19 protein-coding genes and 1 tRNA gene are annotated in these 18,241 nt (G+C 68.0%); 6 read left to right on the top strand and 14 right to left on the bottom strand.

What is annotated here, in order from left to right; translation table 11 throughout:
- Window positions 1–67: 67 nt before the first annotated feature.
- Window positions 68–394 carry an STAS domain-containing protein gene (locus ACQ7HM_RS17165; RefSeq protein ID WP_434217428.1) on the bottom strand — a complete coding sequence of 109 codons (327 nt, stop codon included), beginning with the start codon at window positions 392–394 and terminating at the stop codon, window positions 68–70.
- Window positions 395–757: 363 nt separating this feature from the next.
- On the opposite strand from ACQ7HM_RS17165, the gene ACQ7HM_RS17170 reads away from it, so the two are divergent.
- Window positions 758–1,615 carry a SigB/SigF/SigG family RNA polymerase sigma factor gene (locus ACQ7HM_RS17170; RefSeq protein WP_434217429.1) on the top strand — a complete coding sequence of 286 codons (858 nt, stop codon included), beginning with the start codon at window positions 758–760 and terminating at the stop codon, window positions 1,613–1,615.
- Window positions 1,616–1,628: 13 nt separating this feature from the next.
- Here ACQ7HM_RS17170 and ACQ7HM_RS17175 read toward each other — a convergent pair whose 3' ends face one another.
- Window positions 1,629–3,131: an FAD-dependent oxidoreductase gene (locus ACQ7HM_RS17175; RefSeq protein WP_434217430.1), complete on the bottom strand. Its 1,503-nt coding sequence runs from the start codon at window positions 3,129–3,131 to the stop codon at window positions 1,629–1,631.
- 190 nt (window positions 3,132–3,321) lie between these two features.
- Here ACQ7HM_RS17175 and ACQ7HM_RS17180 point away from each other — a divergent pair, with 190 nt between their 5' ends.
- Window positions 3,322–3,768: an anti-sigma factor gene (locus tag ACQ7HM_RS17180; protein WP_434217431.1), complete on the top strand. Its 447-nt coding sequence runs from the start codon at window positions 3,322–3,324 to the stop codon at window positions 3,766–3,768.
- Window positions 3,769–3,839: 71 nt separating this feature from the next.
- A complete protein-coding gene (locus tag ACQ7HM_RS17185) occupies window positions 3,840–4,880 on the top strand; it encodes an iron-containing redox enzyme family protein (protein ID WP_434217432.1) in 1,041 nt (346 codons plus the stop codon).
- Between the two features lie 37 nt (window positions 4,881–4,917).
- On the opposite strand, the gene ACQ7HM_RS17190 is transcribed toward ACQ7HM_RS17185, so the two are convergent.
- From ACQ7HM_RS17190 to ACQ7HM_RS17225, 8 genes are all read right to left on the bottom strand, one after another.
- A complete protein-coding gene (locus tag ACQ7HM_RS17190; protein ID WP_434217433.1) occupies window positions 4,918–5,112 on the bottom strand; it encodes a CDGSH iron-sulfur domain-containing protein in 195 nt (64 codons plus the stop codon).
- Window positions 5,109–5,897, bottom strand: coding sequence for a HemK2/MTQ2 family protein methyltransferase (locus ACQ7HM_RS17195; RefSeq protein ID WP_434217434.1), 789 nt, complete (start codon window positions 5,895–5,897; stop codon window positions 5,109–5,111). The genes ACQ7HM_RS17190 and ACQ7HM_RS17195 overlap by 4 nt, the downstream gene beginning before the upstream one ends.
- 114 nt (window positions 5,898–6,011) lie before the next feature.
- Window positions 6,012–6,776: a TauD/TfdA dioxygenase family protein gene (locus tag ACQ7HM_RS17200; RefSeq protein ID WP_434217435.1), complete on the bottom strand. Its 765-nt coding sequence runs from the start codon at window positions 6,774–6,776 to the stop codon at window positions 6,012–6,014.
- Window positions 6,773–7,831 (bottom strand): D-alanine--D-alanine ligase family protein, encoded by a 1,059-nt coding sequence (locus ACQ7HM_RS17205; RefSeq protein ID WP_434217436.1) that lies wholly within the window; start codon window positions 7,829–7,831, stop codon window positions 6,773–6,775. Before ACQ7HM_RS17205 ends, ACQ7HM_RS17200 begins: the two co-directional genes overlap by 4 nt.
- Window positions 7,824–9,146, bottom strand: coding sequence for an ATP-grasp enzyme (locus ACQ7HM_RS17210; protein WP_434217437.1), 1,323 nt, complete (start codon window positions 9,144–9,146; stop codon window positions 7,824–7,826). Before ACQ7HM_RS17210 ends, ACQ7HM_RS17205 begins: the two co-directional genes overlap by 8 nt.
- Complete coding sequence (locus ACQ7HM_RS17215; RefSeq protein ID WP_434217438.1) at window positions 9,143–10,018, bottom strand: O-methyltransferase; 876 nt, start codon at window positions 10,016–10,018, stop codon at window positions 9,143–9,145. Before ACQ7HM_RS17215 ends, ACQ7HM_RS17210 begins: the two co-directional genes overlap by 4 nt.
- On the bottom strand, window positions 10,011–11,222 hold the full coding sequence (locus ACQ7HM_RS17220; protein ID WP_434217439.1) for a sedoheptulose 7-phosphate cyclase: 1,212 nt from the start codon (window positions 11,220–11,222) through the stop codon (window positions 10,011–10,013). The genes ACQ7HM_RS17215 and ACQ7HM_RS17220 overlap by 8 nt, the downstream gene beginning before the upstream one ends.
- Before the next feature lie 64 nt (window positions 11,223–11,286).
- Window positions 11,287–11,958 carry an HAD family hydrolase gene (locus ACQ7HM_RS17225; protein WP_434217440.1) on the bottom strand — a complete coding sequence of 224 codons (672 nt, stop codon included), beginning with the start codon at window positions 11,956–11,958 and terminating at the stop codon, window positions 11,287–11,289.
- Window positions 11,959–12,248: 290 nt separating this feature from the next.
- On the opposite strand from ACQ7HM_RS17225, the gene ACQ7HM_RS17230 reads away from it, so the two are divergent.
- Window positions 12,249–12,830 carry a TetR/AcrR family transcriptional regulator gene (locus ACQ7HM_RS17230; protein WP_434217441.1) on the top strand — a complete coding sequence of 194 codons (582 nt, stop codon included), beginning with the start codon at window positions 12,249–12,251 and terminating at the stop codon, window positions 12,828–12,830.
- A gap of 11 nt (window positions 12,831–12,841) precedes the next feature.
- On the opposite strand, the gene ACQ7HM_RS17235 is transcribed toward ACQ7HM_RS17230, so the two are convergent.
- Window positions 12,842–12,915: transfer RNA gene (locus ACQ7HM_RS17235), tRNA-Leu, on the bottom strand.
- Window positions 12,916–13,162: 247 nt separating this feature from the next.
- Here ACQ7HM_RS17235 and ACQ7HM_RS17240 point away from each other — a divergent pair.
- Both ACQ7HM_RS17240 and ACQ7HM_RS17245 read left to right on the top strand, forming a co-directional pair.
- Entirely contained in the window at window positions 13,163–13,732 is a 570-nt protein-coding gene (locus tag ACQ7HM_RS17240) for an ANTAR domain-containing response regulator (RefSeq protein ID WP_434217513.1), read from the top strand.
- A 124-nt stretch (window positions 13,733–13,856) separates the two neighbouring features.
- Window positions 13,857–15,227: an ABC transporter substrate-binding protein gene (locus ACQ7HM_RS17245; protein WP_434217442.1), complete on the top strand. Its 1,371-nt coding sequence runs from the start codon at window positions 13,857–13,859 to the stop codon at window positions 15,225–15,227.
- A 97-nt stretch (window positions 15,228–15,324) separates the two neighbouring features.
- Here ACQ7HM_RS17245 and ACQ7HM_RS17250 read toward each other — a convergent pair whose 3' ends face one another.
- From ACQ7HM_RS17250 to ACQ7HM_RS17260, 3 genes are read right to left on the bottom strand one after another with little or no spacing between them, the layout of a single operon-like run.
- The gene (locus tag ACQ7HM_RS17250; protein ID WP_434217443.1) at window positions 15,325–16,152 is read right to left on the bottom strand and encodes an ABC transporter ATP-binding protein; all 828 of its coding nucleotides are present in this window, start codon (window positions 16,150–16,152) and stop codon (window positions 15,325–15,327) included.
- On the bottom strand, window positions 16,149–17,255 hold the full coding sequence (locus ACQ7HM_RS17255; RefSeq protein ID WP_434217444.1) for an ABC transporter ATP-binding protein: 1,107 nt from the start codon (window positions 17,253–17,255) through the stop codon (window positions 16,149–16,151). The genes ACQ7HM_RS17250 and ACQ7HM_RS17255 overlap by 4 nt, the downstream gene beginning before the upstream one ends.
- Window positions 17,245–18,237, bottom strand: coding sequence for a branched-chain amino acid ABC transporter permease (locus tag ACQ7HM_RS17260; RefSeq protein ID WP_434217445.1), 993 nt, complete (start codon window positions 18,235–18,237; stop codon window positions 17,245–17,247). The genes ACQ7HM_RS17255 and ACQ7HM_RS17260 overlap by 11 nt, the downstream gene beginning before the upstream one ends.
- Window positions 18,238–18,241 lie beyond the last annotated feature (4 nt).

The raw sequence follows: 18,241 nt of genomic DNA on the forward strand, positions 1-18,241 counted from the left end.
GGCCGTCGCGGTGCCCCACTGCGGCCGGCCGTGATCACACATCGGCTGTGCCGGAACGGAACTGGTCTCAGACGCTGTGATCGGCAGCCGAGATCCAGTCGGTCACGCCGGAGATCTCCAGAGAACGGCGCAGCCGTGGCCCGGCGGCGACCCGGGTGACGAGGCCGCTGCGACGACGGGAGCGACCGAACCGCGAGAGCAGCGAAAGTGCGGACGTCGAGAGGAACTCCACCGTCGTCATGTCGAGAACGACTGTGCCGCCGTGATTGACGATGCGATCCAGCGAGACGGAGAGCTCGACGCTGTCGGTGAGATCGATGTTTCCGTCGTAGTGCTCGACGAGAGGGAGGGGCTGGTCCCGGATGGGGGACGGGGGATCGGCGATCTCGGTCACGGCGACTCCTGCGAGATGGGTTCGTGCCGGGAGCGGGGGCGTGGATATCTGAACGCCGACACGGTCGACATGTACGTCGACGCGCAGCTCGAGCTCGACCGCGACACCTCAACCGTACGGCGAACCGATGTGGCTGTTCAACACCGGTGGATCGCCATGCGCCGACGCGCCCACCGGTCGCAGGGGGTGGCCATCTCGGCACGGGCATGGCACGATCAACACCACGTGCGGACCGGTTGAGGCATGAGCCCCTTCGTACAGCTCAGGGCCCTCGGTGGCGTCGATCTCCACGACCCCCCCGTCCTGCTTCGTAGACCTCGACGCGGATGTGCCCACCTCCCTCTCTGTGTGACGAGGTGATCCATGCACCCCGACAATCTCCCCTCATCGACGACATCTCCCCAGCCGGCCGGACCCGGACGACGACCCGATCCCCGGCGTTCGCGCCGCGACGACGACTACACCGACGTCGCGCAATCCATCGCCGCTCTGGCCGAGCTCGACGGCTCGTCGCGCGAGTTCACCTGCGGCAGAGACGATGTGATCTCTCGCTGCCTGCCGTTGGCCGACAACATCGCTCGCCGTTTCGGCGGACGAGGCGAGGCCTTCGACGACCTGGTCCAGGTCGCTCGACTCGGCCTGGTCAACGCGGTCGACCGGTTCGACCCCACGCGTGGCTCGGACTTCCTGTCCTTCGCCGTGCCCACGGTGATGGGCGAGGTACGTCGGCATTTCCGGGACGCCACGTGGTCGCTACGGGTGCCCCGGCGGACGAAGGAGAGTTACCTGCAGATCGCCAAGGTCTCCGACGCGATGCTGCAGCGTCTGGGTCGTGCTCCTCGGCCGAGTGAGATCGCGACCGAGATGGATCTCGACCTCGACGCCGTGGTCGACGGGCTCGTCGCCCGCTCGGCGTACCACGCGGCGTCGATCGACGCCGAGATCACCAGTGATGCGTCCACCATGCGCGTGCAGGACACCCTCGGTGACCTCGACGCCCACATGGGCACGGTGGAGCACGTCGCGACGCTGCGGCCCGCGCTGGCGCGCCTGACCGATCGCGAACGTCAGATCGTGGGCTTGCGGTTCTTCGGTTCGATGTCGCAATCCCAGATCGCCGCGCGCGTGGGCATCTCGCAGATGCACGTGTCGCGCATCCTGTCCAAGACGCTGGCCGCGTTGCGCGCCGACCTCGACGACGCGGCGCTCGACGGCGTCTGACCACCCGATGGACTCACATCGGTCGCAGCGGCGACGTCGTCGGCCCCTCGAGCACCTCGCCGTCGGCGCTGAACCGTGAACCATGCAGCGGGCAGTCCCACGACTTCTCCGCGTCGTTCCACTCCACGATCCCGTACAGATGGGGGCAGACGGGGGAGACCGTGTGCGTCGTGCCCTCCACGGTGCACGACGCGACCGGCCGACCACCGCGGTGCCCGGTCAGCGCCTCGCCCTCGCGGGGCGTGCCCGGATCGGTGGAGGTGACCACCTTGATCCACCCGCGGGCCATGTGCAGGCCAACCGAGGCGTTGGCCGACGCGGCCGAGGGGAGCGACAACGCCTGGGAGGGCCGGGAACTGCGGAACGAGCGCGCCCAGGCGATGTCGCCGCCCAACAGATGGGCCGACATGGCGAGTCCTGCGGCGACGCCGTTGGACATGCCCCATTTCGCGTACCCGGTCGCGACCAGGACCCGGTCCACGCCGGGCAGTATCGGACCCACATACGGCATCTGGTCGAAGGAGCTGTAGTCCTGGGCCGACCAGCGCGCGTGGAGCCGCGCGGACGGGAACGCCCGGCGCGTCCACGTGAGCAGATCGTCGACGTGCGAACGCTCGGATCCACCTCGCGCGACCTCGTGACCGAAACCGCCGACGAGCAGGTAGGTCGTCCCGTCGGCGCGTCGGGCATACCGCAGTGACACCGACGGCGAGTCGGCCCCGAGGTACATCGACCGGGGCATCGGCTCATCGATCTCGAAGGCGCCCGCGTAGGACCGCTGTGCGGTGAGACGTGCGAAATGCCCGCCGCGGTCCAGGATCGGCATGCCGGTCGCCACCACGACCGCCCCCGCGGTCACCTGCCCGCGCTCGGTGGTGACGGTGATGTCGCCGCCGCGCGGCACCGCCGGACGCACGAGACCGGCCCCGGTCACGCGCACTCCCTCGACGATCGTCCCGCCGCGAGCACGGAGATCGTCGGCCAACGCATCGAGCAGCGGCATGGGGTCGAGTTGCGCCTGGTCGGGGAGTTCGACGGCCGCCTGCACGGGAAACGGCAATTCGGTGTCGTCGATCAGCTCGACGTCGAGGCCGGCCTCGCGCGCCACGCGGAACTCCGATCGGACCGACTGCGCGCCCTCGGTGCCGGCGGCGAACGTGATCGCCGACTCACGATCCACCTTCACGCCGTGGTCGGCGCAGTAGCGCAGCAGCCAGTCCATACCCTCGCGGTTGGCGGTCACGTAGTCGTCCACCGCGCGCATCCCGTGATGCGACGCGATCGAGGACAGCCGCGTCCCCTGCAGCAGGCTGACCTTCCCGGTGGTGTTGCCGGTGGTCACCGCGCCCCGGTGACGTGCCTCGAGCACCGCCACCGTCGCACCCGATCGCGCGAGGAGAACCGCCGTCACCAGGCCGGTGATCCCGGCGCCGATGACGACGTGGTCGTACCGCGCCCCCTGGGGAAGCTCCGTCGTCGGCCCCGGGGACCTGTCCTGCAACCACAATGACGTCATCGGATTCCTCTCACGGTTCGAGTCCTGGCACCCCGACTACCCTCGACGGGCACCGACGAAACGGCCACGGGGGTGACCGCGGCCGCGAGGCGGTGAGCCGGTCCGGGCGTTTGGGGCCGACCACATCGGGCTACTCGGGGCGCGGTGATCGTTGGCCGGACCAGCAGGTCGGAACAGCAGGAGGTGATCGGTGGTTCGCACGAGTGACATCGATCAGGTCTCTGCGCAGCAGGGCGTCCCGGTCCGATTGGTCGTGGGCGCAACACTCACCAGCCTGACCGTCATCCGATCGTTGGTGGAGAGCGTCCTGCTCACGGAGGACTTCTCGATCACCGATGTCGCCGATGTGCTCCTCGGCGTCGACGAGATCGCGACCCAGATCATCACGCGCTCGCATGACACCGACGTGGTCGAGTGTTCGCTGCTCGCCGGACCGGCGGGGGTGGCCGTGCAGATGCGCGGCGTCCTGCGGTCGGGGTTGACGATCTCGACCGACGGATTCGGATGGCACGTCGTGCGATCCGTCGCCGATTCGGTCACCATCGACATGGCCGGGGTCGCCCCCGATCGCCAAGTGCTGGTGCGACTGGCGAAGGTGCGCTCGATCGAGACCGATTCCGACGCGCCGTCGCCGTGACGTGCGCGAGGTTTGAGTCGTCGTCGTACGGGCTACCCGGGAAACCTGTGTCCGCTACGTCAGGAGAGTCCGTGAGCATCGCGATCCAGGAACCGGTTCGGTTCGCCGGCCCGCCGCTGCCGAGGGGGCGCGGCGTCCTGTCGTCGACGGTCGTCGACCTGCTCGCCGGCGGTCGACCGAGCAGCGACCGGCCTGCCGCGGTGTCGTCGACAGCGCTTGCCGCCGTCGCCGACGCCGACCCGTACGGCATCGACCTGCACCTCGCGCTCTACACCTGTTACGAGCTGCATTACCGGGGCTTCGCCGACGTCGACCCCGAGTGGGAATGGGAGCCCGGGCTGCTCGACGTCCGGCGTCGGCTCGAGACACGGTTTCACGCGGCTCTCGAGGCCGACATCGCGACCATCGGTCCCGAGGACGACGTCGCTCGCGAGATGTCGGCGATGTCGGTGGAACCCATCGACGGCACCGGCCCCTCGTATTTTCTCCGCGACGAGGGGACCTGGGCGCAGATGCGCGAGTACCTGGCCGTTCGGTCGCTCTACCACCTCAAAGAGGCCGATCCGCATGCCTGGGCCATCCCGCGTCTGCGGGGTCGCAGCAAGGCGGCGTTCGTCGCCGTCGAGTTCGACGAATACGGCGGCGGGCGGGGTGACCGGATGCATCAGCAACTCTTCGCCGACCTGATGGAGGCCGCCGACCTCGACTCGACGTACCTCGGATACCTCGACCGCGCCCCGGCGCAGGCCCTGGTCACGGTGAACCTGATGTCGATGATCGGGCTGCACCGCACCCTGCGTGGGGCGGCGGTGGGACACCTCGCCGCCACCGAGATCACTTCATCGCCCGGCTCACGACGTCTGGCCGAGGCTCTCGAACGCCTCGATGCGCCGCCCGCGTGTGCGGCGTTCTACCGAGAGCACGTCGAGGCCGACGCGGTCCACGAACAGGTGATGCGCACCGACGTGGTCGGCGATCTGGTCGCCACGGAACCGGAACTCCACGACGACGTGCTGTTCGGCATGCGGGCGTTCGACCTCGTCGAGAGGCGTCTGGCCGACCACATGATGGAGTCGTGGCAGCGCGGCGAGCGGGCGATCGACCTCGACTGAGGTCAGTCCGTGCCGCGCACCGCATGCGACATGTGCGTCATTCCGCGGTGCGCGCCCGACGCCGATGACTGGTGTCGCACAGCGGAAAGGTCTTGCTGCGCTTGCAGGCGCAGATCGCCACCAGGAACCGGTCCGACTCGACCACCGCACCGTCGGGCATCTCGATGCGCACCGGGCCCTGCACCATGATCGGACCGCCCGGCACCATCCGCACCGTTCGACGATCGGTCATCGTCGGCCACGCACGACCGCGAGCATCTCCGACTGCGCCGCGGGTGGGAGCAGTCCGCGGGCGCTGAGCCACTGGGCCCGCTCCCGCAGGACGGGTCCGAGCGGGATGTGACCGGACGCCACGGTCTCCGCGGCGATACCGCCCGCGGCCAACATCGCCACGGTCGTGTCCACACCTGACGTCTCCGAATGCACGAACACACACATACCCTGCGGCGCCAGGAGATCGGGAACGGCCCGGCACAACGGATCGAGAACCGAGCGGCCATCCGAGCCCGCGTCCCACGCGGTGGTCGTCATGTCACCGCCCCCGGCGACCACGCCGGTCGCGCCATCCGGTGCCGGGACGTACGGCGGGTTGCTGAGCACCACGTCGAAAGGCCCCGCGGCGAGCGCATCGGTGATGGAACCCTGCCGCGCATCGACGACGACGCCGGCGTCCGCCGCGTTGACCGCCGTACTGCGGACGGCCTCGGGATTGATGTCGAAGGCGACGACCTCCCGTGCACCGAGACGTGCCGCGGCGATACCGATGACGCCGCTGCCGCAGCACAGATCGAGAACCCGCCGACCCGCGATCGCCGCGACCTCCGCGCGCATCACCTCGATCAGCAGAAACGAATCCTCCTGCGGCGCATACACCGAATCACCCAGCGTGAACCGGTGGGGGAGCAACCCCTCCGTCGCCGGCGTCGCGGCCGCACGCCGCACCGACCGCGCGGGCGGCAGCACACCGGTCATCTGTGTGGGGAAATGGAGGAGGGGGGAGTTGAGGAGCACTGTCACCTCTGACGTCGACGTCCGCGGTGCCGTTGTGCCGACACCCGTGTGCTCGGAGTACCCGGCGTCCCCCGGCTCAAACATCCCCGACGCGCCACCGACCCACCATGTCCGGTGGTCCTACCCGCCCACCATCCCGCGGTGCATGACGCGATCACCCACCACACCCGAGTGGTCCGCCTTGTGCATCACGCAGCGGTTGTCCCACATCACGACATCGTTCGGCGACCAGCGGTGAGCGAGGACGTTGTCGGGACGCGTGCTGTGCTCGAGCAGCGATGCCACCGTGTCGGCGGCCTCCTCCTCGCTCAGGCCACTCACCTCCGCACACCGCTGGGGTGTGGAGAGGTAGAGCGACGTCCGGCCCGAGATCGGGTGTGTCGCGCACAGCGGGTGCACCGCCGACGTCTCGGCGTCGTCGTCCAGTTCCAGACCGGACACCACATGGGTCACCGTGCGCTCGGACAGGTCCTCGCGCACCATCTCCGGCAACGACTCGAACGCGCGATACTGATTGCTGAACAGGGTCTGGCCACCCTCGGCGGGCACGTCGACCGCCCGTAACGCGGTGTACACGGGTGGGTTCCGGATGTAGCTGGTGTCGACATGGAACTGCGATCGGGGCGGGGTGGACCGTCCCACGTTGCTGATCACGTTCAACTCGGGACGCCCCGGTACGGGTGTCTCCCCGACGGTGAACACCGTCTCGCCGAAGCTGCGCAGGAACGCCAGGAAGTCGTCGTCGTCGACGTCCTGGTCCGGCAGGATGACCACACCGTGCTCGGCGAGCAGCGATCGGAGTTCGTCGGTGTCCGCGGCGCCGAGCGGCCCCACGCGGACGCCGGTCACCTCGGCGCCCAGGGGCGTCAGAGTGGTGTGTTTCATCGTCTCTCCTCCTCGGCGCGCAGTTCTGCCAGCGCGATGGCGAACACCTCGTCGAGCCCGATACCGGCGGCCTTCGCCATCACCGCGATCACGCTTCCCGGGGCGAACGAGCAGTAGGGCCCCGCCTCCAGGAAGAACGGTGTGCCGTCGGGGTCGATCCGGAAATCGAACAGACTGTGGTGCCGGCACCCCAGTGCGCGGTGTGAGCGACGCGCGGCCTCGTGCACCACGGCGACGATCGGATCGTCGTCGTCGACGATCCAGGCGTGCTCGGCGTCCTTCGCGACGAGGAAAAGGTCCCCGTCGTCGGACCGCGCCAACTTGTCGGCGCGATCGCGGATCGGTTTCGTCTCCGGGTCGACCGCGTACTCCTCGAGCGGGAGGCAGACCAGTTCGCCGTCGCGGACGATGATGCCGCACCGCACCTCGCGCCCCAGCTCGACATAGGACTCGACCAGGGCGGAATCCCCCAGTGTCAGAGCGACATCCAGGGCAGCAGGCAGGTCCGCGGCGTCCCGCACCAGAGTCACGCCGTCGGAGTTGTCGGCATCGACGGGCTTGACCACCACGGGCAACGACACCGTGGGCATCTCGCCGCGCCGCACGACCTCCCCGTCGGGTACGGCGACACCCGCCGTCGCGACGATCGCACGCGTCGCCGCCTTGTCGGCGGCGATGGCCATCACCTCGCCGGAGTTGCCGAGCCGCCCGATGCCGAGCACATCGAACACCGAACGGTACGAGGTCATCCCGGGTCGGCAGAACATCTGCGGGACGACGACGTCGACACCCCACGACTCGATCATCGCCAGCGCACGCCCGGCCGACAGCTCGTCGGCGGCGGCGATCGCGGACGGGGTGAGGTCGTCGGGGAACGACCACGTGCCCCCGGGCGACACGTGGGCGATCCGGTTGTCGTATCGCGCGTCGGCGCGCAGGGCAGACAGACAGCCCGACGCGTAGAGGCGGGACAGGTCGGCGAACGCCTCGTCGACCGGCGACCCCACGAGGTGCAGCACGAGGGTGCGCTCGGGCGCGGTCACGGGGTCAGTCACCACCGTTCTCCACCAACTTGCCGATGTTGAAATCGATGCGGCTCCAACCACGTCGGGCCCGCAGGTTGCGCACCAGCAGCGACGGGATCTGCAGGTGGTGCACCATCAGGAACGGCAGCGGGTCGTCGCGGTCGAAGATGGCGTCGGTGCTGCGGCGGATGCTGGCCAGCCGTGCACGACGTCCGCGCTCGGTCAGCAGGCGCCACAGCTCGTGATAGATCCAGTGCGTCGGGCGCGACGACGCCGTGGGGACCACGGTGGGTTGGTCGTCGGTGAGGTAGGCCGCCGCCACGTCCGGATGGTCGTAGAACATCGTGATCGCCGAATGCGTCCTCGGGTTGCACTCGATGGCGTAGACGGTGCCGTCGGAGGCCTCGATGAAATCGAAGGAGGCCTGCCCGGTCAGATCCAGCGGCTCGAGAAACGTCTCGACCCAGCGCCGGATGTCGGGTTTGTCGACCATCGCGTAGTTGATCTGGAAGGCCGACGACTCACAGCAGGCGTACACCTGCAGACGACCGTCGCGCACCGTGCCGTGCGTGCAGTACTCGGTACCGTCGATGAACTCCTGGAGAATCCAGGGATCGTCGCGCGTGATCCCGAGGCTGCAGGCGAATGCTGCGTTCTCGCGCGGCGTCTCGCGGCGCAACCGGGTGAGGTCCATCCGTCCCACGGGGTTGTAGGCGATCCGTTTGAGGATGTACTCGCTGCCCGGACGGAAGTCGAAGTCGTCGATCTGCGCCGGATCGGTGATCCGTGCGAAATGCGGGACGGCCAATCCCAACGATGCTGCGTGCGCGGAGAACTCGTCCTTGTCGTCGAGCATGTGGACCGTCTTCTCGTCGCCGTGGACGACCTCGCAGTGCGCGTCGAGGAGCGTGTGTGCGGCGGCCTCGTGAATGCTCGACGCGGGACTCGAGACCGGCACCACGACATCGACATCCTCGGCGATGACGATGTCGCGCAGAACCTCTGCGTAACCGGGCGCGGTCGGCTCGGGCGTGCAGTGGAAGGCGTCGACGGCGCGGGAGAACCGGTGTCCGGTCCAGCGGTACTTCGTCGACTCGACGAGCACGACGCGATGGCCGGCGGCGTGGAACGCGCGTGCGAGCGCCAGCGACTTGGTCATCTTGCCGCCGGTCACCAGGACGGTCTTGCGCTGTGCACGGCGACTCGGGTGGGCGGTGTCCCCGGGACGGAGACGACCGGCCGCCCAGGCGACGCCCACGACGGCCGCGTCGATCGGCAGCGTCACCGTCAACGCCGCGAGCACCCCGAGGGTGCGCGCGGCGTCGGCCTCACGTAGGGACGTCACCGCGTGCGGTCCGGCACCCGCCGGATCAGGGTGAGCCCGTCGCGCAGGGGCAGCACCACCTGTTCGACACGGTCGTCGTAGGTGAGTGCGGCGTTGAACGTCGCCATCGCCGACCCGTTCGTCGACGGGACGGCGTCCACCGCGTACGGCTCGCCCTGCAACAGCGTGTTGTCGACGGCGATGAGGGCCCGGGGGGCGAGCAACGACCCCTCCAACAGGAGGTCGAGGTAGCCGAGATATCCGGGCTTGTCGGCGTCGATGAAGACGAAGTCGAACGGTGCAACGTCGCCGGAGCGGCATCGGTCGTCGAGACGCCGCAGCGTCTCACCCGCCGGCCCGACCTCGATCGAGATCCGTTTCCCCGCCGGCGACCGGTCGAAACACTCTCGTGCGAACGCGGCGACGTCGGCGTCGATCTCGCACGCCACCACCTCGCCGCCGTCGTCGAGTTCCTCGGCCATGGCCAGCGCCGAGTAGCCGGTGAACATCCCGATCTCGAGCACCCGACGCGCCGCGCACGCGAACACCAGGAACTTCAGCGCCTGGCCCTCCACGTGCCCGGAGAGCATCTCCTGCTCGAGTCGTACCTCGGGGATCGACGACGGGTTCGCGTCCCAGTCACGGTGGGCGGTCCGCAGCGCGAGATCGGCCAGTGCCGGCGTCTCGGCGGTCGTGCACAGGTCGAGGTACGGATCGAGTCCCGCGGCGAGCGCCTCGGCGCGTGCCGCCGCGGTGAGGATCGACCGGTCGAGCCCGTCGACACCCTCCAGACGGGTCCGCATGTCGCACACCACCTCGGCGAGGATCGTCGACGGTGTGACCGGCCGCGGGGCGGCCGGTGTCGACACCTCCACGGGGTGGGTATCAGTCATGCGCACCGGTGAACATGTCGACACCGTCGCCGGCCCGATCGAATTCCTCCACCAGCTTCTTGTGCATCTGCAGCGCGTCGGCCAACTCGTCGGTCGTCACGTCGTTGAGGAACCGGCAGCTGCCGATGGGGTCGGGGATGGCCGCCCGCAGCGACCCGTCGCGGGTCTTGAGGATCGAACCGGTTGCCTCGGCGAGCAGGTCGGCGGTGAGGTACTCGCTGTCGAGGGCGAGACCGAGTCGGCTCATGACGCCGAGCACGCGGTCGCGGTCGGCCACGGTGAGGTGTCCACGTTGCTCGGCCAGGGTGGTCGAGAGTGCCATGTCGATGTTGATCGCGTGACCGTGGAAGAACGGCGCCGGGGGAGTGAGCTCGAGGGTCGGGCTCCAGGTGTGGCCGAACGCGATCACGCGGTCGAGATCGATCTCGTGCAGGTTGGGAGCCTCGAGATCGAGCATGGTGGCGATCGCGGCGTAGGTCAGCCGGTCACCCACCGCGCGCAGTTCCGCCGACCCGTCGAGGTGACCGAAACGGGTGCGCAGGAGATCGGGACCGTGCTCGTCGAGCATGTCGAAGATCTCGGAGTTCCCGACCACGGAGATCTTGATCAGCTCGGCCATGCCGTTACGGACCTGATCCTCGGGAAGTGTTGCGAGGAAGGAGAAGTCGAGAAGCACCTTCTGCGACGCGTGGTAGGCGCCGAGGCGGTTCTTGTGCTTGCCGTAGTTGACCGCCACCTTGATCGACACGCTGGCGTCGATGAGGCCGATCAGCGTGGTGGGGATGCGGATGTAGGGCGTGTTGCGGCGGTAGCTCGCGCATGCGTACCCGGCGACGTCGGTGGTGAGACCGCCGCCGACGACGAGGACCGGTTCGGTGCGGACCAGGCCGAAAGCATCGAACTCGCCGACGATCGTCTCGAAGGTCTCCAACGACTTCGCGGTCTCGCGGATCTGCACCGGTACCACGGTGAGGTCGAGGCCGTGGTGGTCGAAGTAGGTGCGGATCGCGTCGCCGTACAGCGACAGCACGGTCTCGTCGATGACCATCAGCGCCCGGCCGTAGGGGCGGTAGCTGTCGGCCAGTTCGGTGTTGTCGACGGCGAACACGCCGTCGACGTAGATCAGGTCGTATTCGATCTTCTCGTAGCCCTCGACGTGGAAGGCGCGGTCGGTCGAGGTGACCTGTGCTTGCAGATTGCTCACAGTGGTGCTCCAGGATGTGTGCCGCGCGAGGTCATCGGCGGCGGGTTGACGGGGAAGGGAGAGGTCAGGCGGTGCCGGCGGCGAGCTCGCGCACGCGGGCGGCGTCGAGGACCTCGACGACCTCCACGGCGGAGCCGAAGTCGCCGTCGGCGGTGTTCTCGTTGGGGAAGGCGATGCACCGCACGTCTGCGGCACCCGCGGAGGCGACGCCACCCTCGTTGTCCTCGATGGCCACGGCTTGGTCCGCCTGCTCACCGAGCTCGTCGAGCGCGAAGCGGTAGGCGGCCGCGTCGGGCTTGGGGGTGTCGACGCTGTCGGAGTCGACGATGATGTCGAAGGTGTCGGCACTGATGGCCGGGGCGAGTGCGTCGAGCAGCGCGGTGATGTTCTCCCGGGAGGTCGTCGTGACGAACCCGAGCTTCACGCCGTCGGACTTCGCGGCCTCCACGGTCTCGACGACTCCCTGACGGGGCGCCAGGCCGGCGTCGCCGATGAGCGTCTGGAAGATCCGCGACTTGGTCGCATGTACGGCTCCGGCGTCGACGTCGTCGCCGCGCGCCGAGGCGTACTGGGCGATGCGGTCGGCACCGCCGTTCGAGCCGAGCATGCCGACGTAGTCGTCACGGGTCCAGGTCCAGTCGAGATCGTGCTCGGCGAAGGCCTGATTGAAAGCCTGTCGCTGCAGCTCAGAGGTGTCGGCGAGGGTGCTGATGGAGCCGAAGAGGATTGCGGGCATGGTGGCCTTTCGAGGGGTGTGGGCGAGGACTCGGCGGCGGTGTGACCCGAAAGCGGGGGTCCCGGCGGCCGGCGCGTGAAACGATGTGAATGGGTGTGGGCGGCACACCAAACCAAAGGTGTTGGCGCCGTTGGGTTTCCACGCCAGACCCGTTGCTTCTGATCCAACAGTACAGTAACGGTCTCTCAGTTCAATAGGTTTGCATCGGAAAAACGTGCGACGGTGGAAGGGCGACACTCCACGCGGGTGAGACAGTGGAGGGACCGACATCGACCGACAGAGCTGAGGACATGACCGACACATCTGAGGACGCGCGTGTCGCGCGCACCCGGGGTGACGTGTCGCGCGCTGCTCTGGAGGTCCTGACCAAGCAGGGGTGGGACGCCGTCTCCCACGCCCACATCGCGCGGGTCGCGGGGTATTCGAAGACGACGCTGTACACCCATTGGCCCTCGAAGATCGACCTCGTGGGTCTCGCCCTCGACGCGCTGGGCGACATGCCGCATTCGGTGCCCACCGGTGACATCCGTACCGATCTGATCAACGAACTGCGGGAGTTCCGGGCGGCCGTGGTCGACATCAAGCTCGACCGGATCCTCATCGTGCTCGCGCAGTGGGGCACCTCGGTCGAGGAGATCGCCGACATCCGCACGCGGCTGATCGCCGACGGCGAGGGCGTCGCCCGCGCCATGTTCGCGCGCATCGCCGACGATGTGATCGCCGAGTCGGCGATCCATCTGCTCTCGGGTGTGGTGGTCTGTCCGGCGTTGATGCACGGGCAGGTACCCGACGACAAGGTCATCGAAACCTCGGTCGACATCATCCTGGGCGGCATCGAGGCGGTACAGGGGCGTCCGAACTCGCCGTCGTGAGTCGGTGTGTGTGCCCCCGGTCAGACTCGAACTGACACTGGACGGGTTTTGAATCCGTTGCCTCTGCCAATTGGGCTACGGGGGCGCGTCGGTGCCGTGGCCGCCGCAGGGCGGCCGGTGGCACGAGGGACCACGGTAGTGGATCGGCGACCGCACCTGCCAACCGGTACTGTCCTGGGGAATCGGACCCGTCGTGTGATCGGGTCCGCCCCGGCGTCGACCGGGTGCAACCACGTGGAGGTCCTCCTGTGACATCAGCGTCGCCCGCCGAACCCGCCCGTCCCACCGCTCCCGAGCAGCGTGCGGCACGCAGTCGTCCGGCGCACCGGGTCCTGGTCGCCGAGGACGATTCGCTGATCCGGATGGACCTGATGGAGATGCTCCGCGAGGAGGGGTACGACGTCGTCGGGGAGGCGCCGAACGGACAGATCGCGGTCGAGCTCACCGAGTCGCTCCGTCCCGACCTCGTCATCATGGACATCAAGATGCCGGTGCGCGACGGGATCGACGCCGCGGCCGAGATCGCGCAGAAACGCCTCGCGCCGGTCGTCATGCTGACCGCGTTCTCGCAACGTGATTTCGTCGAGAAGGCCCGTGACGCCGGGGCTCTCGCCTATCTGGTGAAGCCGTTCAGCAAGGCCGATCTGGTCCCCGCCATCGAGGTGGCGGTGAGTCGCTACACCGAGCTCACGACGCTCGAGGGCGAGATCGCCGACATGGCCGAGCGTTTGGAGACACGCAAGCTCGTCGAGCGCGCCAAAGGATTGTTGATGAGCAGTCAATCATTAACGGAGCCCGAGGCGTTCACGTGGATCCAACGTGCGGCGATGGACCGGAGGACGACCATGAAGGCCGTCGCGGTGGTCGTCATCGAGACCCTCGACACCGCGGCTCAGGGGTAGACCGCCGGTTTTCGGCGAATGTTACTCACGGGCAACACGACCGCGCTAGCTTTACCGGACCGAGGGAAGGTCCGGATGCTGATGCATGCCTCCTCGGCCGTCTTGTCGCAAGGAGAACATTTTGATGTCGGGTCGCCATCTCATGAGTGGTGCAGTGGTCGCGGCGGTGTCGGTGATGACACTGGCCGCGTGCAGCAGCAGTGACAGCGGGAGTTCCGGGGAGTCCTCGGGCGCACCGTCGGAGAGTGTGAGCATCGAGTCGACACCGGCACCCGCCGGCCTCGGCCTCGCGCAGAAACTGAGCTGCCCCTCGGTCGAGAAGGCGACACCGGGCCCGGTGAGCACCGCGGCGCTCAAGGTCGGCACCCTCCTGCCCGCCACCGGCAGCCTGGCCTTCCTCGGCCCGCCGGAGTTCGCCGGCGTCAAGCTCGCGGTGAAGGACATCAACGACAACGGCGGCGTGCTGAACAAGCCGGTGGAAGAGGTCACCGGCGACTCCGGAGACACCACCACCGACACCGCCAACGCGACCGTCGACCGCGAGATCGGTGCCGGCACACAGGTCATCATCGGTGCCGCCTCCTCGTCGGTGTCGCTGAAGGTGATCGACAAGGTCGCGACCGCGGGCGTCGTCATGTTCTCCCCGGCCAACACCTCCGACCAGTTCACCTGCTACCGCGACAAGGGCCAGTACTTCCGTACCGCCCCCGCCGACACCCTGCAGGGACAGGCGCTCGCGCAGACCATGGCGGCCGACGGCGTCCAGCGCGTCTCGGTGCTGGCTCTCAACGACCCCTACGGCACCGGGCTCGCGGCCGAGGCGATCAGCAACCTCGAGGCCGCGGGCATCCCGGCCGATCAGATCCAGAAGATCATCTACGACCCCAACGCGCAGTCGTTCAACGCCGAGGTCGACCAGGTGAAGAACTTCAACCCCGACGGCATCGCCGTCATCGGATTCGACGAGAGCGCGAAGATCATCACCCGCATGCACGAGGTGGGCATCGGACCGACGGACGGCAAGTCGGTCTACGGCGTCGACGGCAACATGGGCAACGCACTCGGCAAGGCCGTGGGCGCAGGCGTGCTCAAGGGCATGAAGGGCACGACACCGCTGACCAACACCGGCGCCGAGTTCGAGCAGCGACTCAAGTCGGTCGACCCGTCGCTCATCGACTTCAACTACGGCGGTGAGAGCTACGACGCCACCGTCATCTCGGCTCTGGCTGCGGCACAGGCGAAGTCGACGAACGGTCGGGCGATCGCCGCCCAGATCAACTCGGTCACCTCCGGCGGTGAGAAGTGCACCTCGTACAAGGCGTGCCTCGACCTGGTGAACCAGGGCCGCGACATCGACTACGACGGTGTCACCGGAACCCTCGACTTCAACGAGGCGGGTGAACCGTCGATCGGCTCCTACGGGATCCTGGAGTTCGACGGTTCGAACAAGTTGCTCAGCCCCGTCCGCAAGTACGTCTCGGTCGCCGGCAAGTAACCCACGAGTACACACGACCCCGCATCCCCGAGAGGGGGTGCGGGGTCGTGTCGTGTCACGGGGTGAACGCGGGAAGGCAGACAAGCCCTGCCGCGCATCACTTCTCGGAGCTACCCGCCAGGGTGCCCAGGTACAGTTCGATGATCTTCGGGTCGTTGCGCAGCCGCTCGCCGGTGTCGGTGTAGGCGTTGCGCCCCTGGTCGAGGACGTAGCCGCGGTCGCAGATCTGCAGGCAGCGCCGAGCGTTCTGTTCCACCAGGATGATCGAGACCCCGGTGGCGTTGATGGCCTTGCAGCGGATGAACACCTGGTCCTGGAACATCGGTGAGAGACCCGCCGACGGCTCGTCGAGCAGCAGCACTGACGGTTCCATCATGAGTGCCCGGCCCATGGCCACCATCTGGCGCTCACCGCCCGAGAGCGATCCCGCCTTGACCTTGCGTCGTTCGGACAGGAGCGGGAACAGGTCGGCGACCACGTCGAACCGTTCGGCGAACTTCTTGGGTCGTAGGTAGATCCCCATCTCGAGGTTCTCCTCGATGGTCAAGGCGGGGAACACGTTCTGTGTCTGTGGGACGTACCCGACCCCGGCCTGGACCAGGGTGTGCGCCTTGGCCGAGGTGATGTCCTTCTCGCGCAGGCGAACCGAGCCGTTACGGATCGGGATCAGTCCGAACAGCGCCTTGAGCAGGGTCGACTTGCCTGCGCCGTTGGGTCCGATGATGCCGACGATCTCGCCGTCGTCGAGATAGAAGTTGCACTCGGAGAGGATGTCGATGCCCGGCAGGTAGCCGGCGGTGATGTCGTCGGCGCGGATGAGCGCGTTGCCGGCGCGGCGCTGGTGTTCGGCGGGTGTGGCGGCCAGCTGGGCGGGGGTCAGATCGGCCTCGCCACGACCGTTCTCGAGGCCGTCGGGTTCGCTCATGGCTTCTCCTGGGCGTCGTCGCGGGGTGTCGGGTCGGGTGCGGCGTCGTGCCGGGGCGCGGTGGCCGCCGGCGGGGGAGCGGAGAGGTCACCGCCCGCCTGCAGGGTCTCCTCGATCGCCTCGTCCACTTCGTGGGCGAGCACGGCGGTCTCGCCGATCGGGTTGCCGTCGGCGTCGAATTCGAGGGCCTGGTCGTGGTGGCCACCGAGGTAGGCGTCGACGACGGCCTCGTTGTCGCCCAGTCGGTCGGGGAGGGACTCGGCGATCACGGTGCCCTGCGCCATCACCACCACCCAGTCGCTGATGTCGCGGATGACGTCCATGTCGTGTTCGACGAACACGACGGTCATGCCGTCCTTGCGCAGGGACTTGATGTGTTCGAGAAGACTCTGTGTCAGTGCGGGATTCACGCCGGCCATCGGCTCGTCGAGCATCACCACCTCGGGGTCGCACATGAGGGCCCTTGCCATCTCGAGGAGTTTGCGCTGGCCGCCGGAGAGGGAGCCGGCGTAGTCGTTCGCCTTCTCCTCCAGACGGAATCGGCGCAGCAGGGCGTGCGCCCGTTCGGTGATCTCGGCTTCCTGCTTGCTCCAGGTCCACGGGGCCAGCGCGGCGAGGAAGTGCTCGCCGCGCTGGTGGCGGCCGCCGAGGCGCACGTTGTCGAGCACCGACAACTTCGCCAGCGCGCGGGTCAGCTGGAACGTGCGGACCATGCCGCGGCGCGAGACCTGGTGTGGCACCAGCTTTCCCAGCGGGTCGCCGTTGAGCGACCACGTGCCGGAGTCGGGTTTGTCGAATCCGGTGATGAGGTTGAAGAATGTCGTCTTGCCCGCGCCGTTCGGTCCGATGAGGCCGGTGATTGCCCCGCGTTGGATCTCCAGGTGGGCGACGTCGACGGCGGTGAGCCCACCGAATTTCCGGGTGATGCCGTCGACGGTGATGATGGCGTCGGGTTTGGCGCTGCCCGGACTGGGGTCGACGGAGGCGAAGATCCGGGCGCGTTCCTCGGTCGAGAGCGCGGTCAGCCTGCTCGTCGCGACGGTCGCCGTCTGTGATGTCGGGGTCTGTGGTGTCGGGGCCTGGGGTGTGGTGTCACTTGGCATCGAGCTGGACCTCCCGCTTGTTGCCGAGGATGCCCTGTGGGCGGAACACCATCATCAGGGCGATGGCGAGGCCGAGGAGGACGTAGCGGATCGCGCCGACCTGTTGCTGGCTCAGGTCGAGGATGGGGTTGTCACCCGAGGTGGCCTGGCGCAGCAGCACATCGGGGATCGAGAGCAGGAACCAGAACAGCATGGCGCCGAGGACCGGGCCGAACACCGTCGCCGCGCCGCCGAGGATCAAGGCGCCGTAGGCGAAGAACGTCTGGGCGGTGGAGTAGAAGTCGGGGTTGATCGACTGTGTCTGCAGGGCGTTGAACACGCCGGCCAGGCCACCGATGCACCCGCCGAGGACGAGGGCCTGCATCTTGTAGAAATACGCGTTCTTGCCGACCGACCGTGCGGCGTCCTCGTCTTCGCGCACCGCCTTGAGCACCCGTCCCCAGGGGCTGCGGACGAGCAGGAAGACGAACAGGCACAGCAGCGCCACCAGGATCCAACCGATGACCATCGACCACAGGTCGCTGCCCTGGAACTTGATGCCGAGGAAGGAGTACTGCTTGCCGTTGTCGAAGGGGCTCAACGAGTAGAACCCGTCGGCGTAGCCGAACAGCCCGTTCGTCGAACCCGTCACGCTGTCGGTGGAGGTCGACCGGAATATCAGTCGCAGGATCTCCGACGCCGCGATGGTGACGATGGCGAGGTAGTCCGCGCGCAGGCGCAGGGTGGGCAGGCCCAACACGAGGGCCAGCACACCGGCGGCGACGACGCCGATGATCGACCCGGCCCACAACGGCAGGTCGTACTTCACCGACATGATGCCGACGCCGTAGCCGCCGAGGAGGGCGAAGCCGATCTGGCCGAAGTTCAGCAGACCGGTGTAGCCGAAGTGCAGGTTCAGGCCGATGGCCAGGAGTGCGTAGAAGATCGCCGAGGGCCCGACGAGCTGGGCGAGCGACGTCTGCAGAGCTGCGATGAGATCCATGTCG

Source organism: Williamsia sp. MIQD14, assembly GCF_051025635.1.
Taxonomy (GTDB): Bacteria; Actinomycetota; Actinomycetes; order Mycobacteriales; family Mycobacteriaceae; genus Williamsia_A.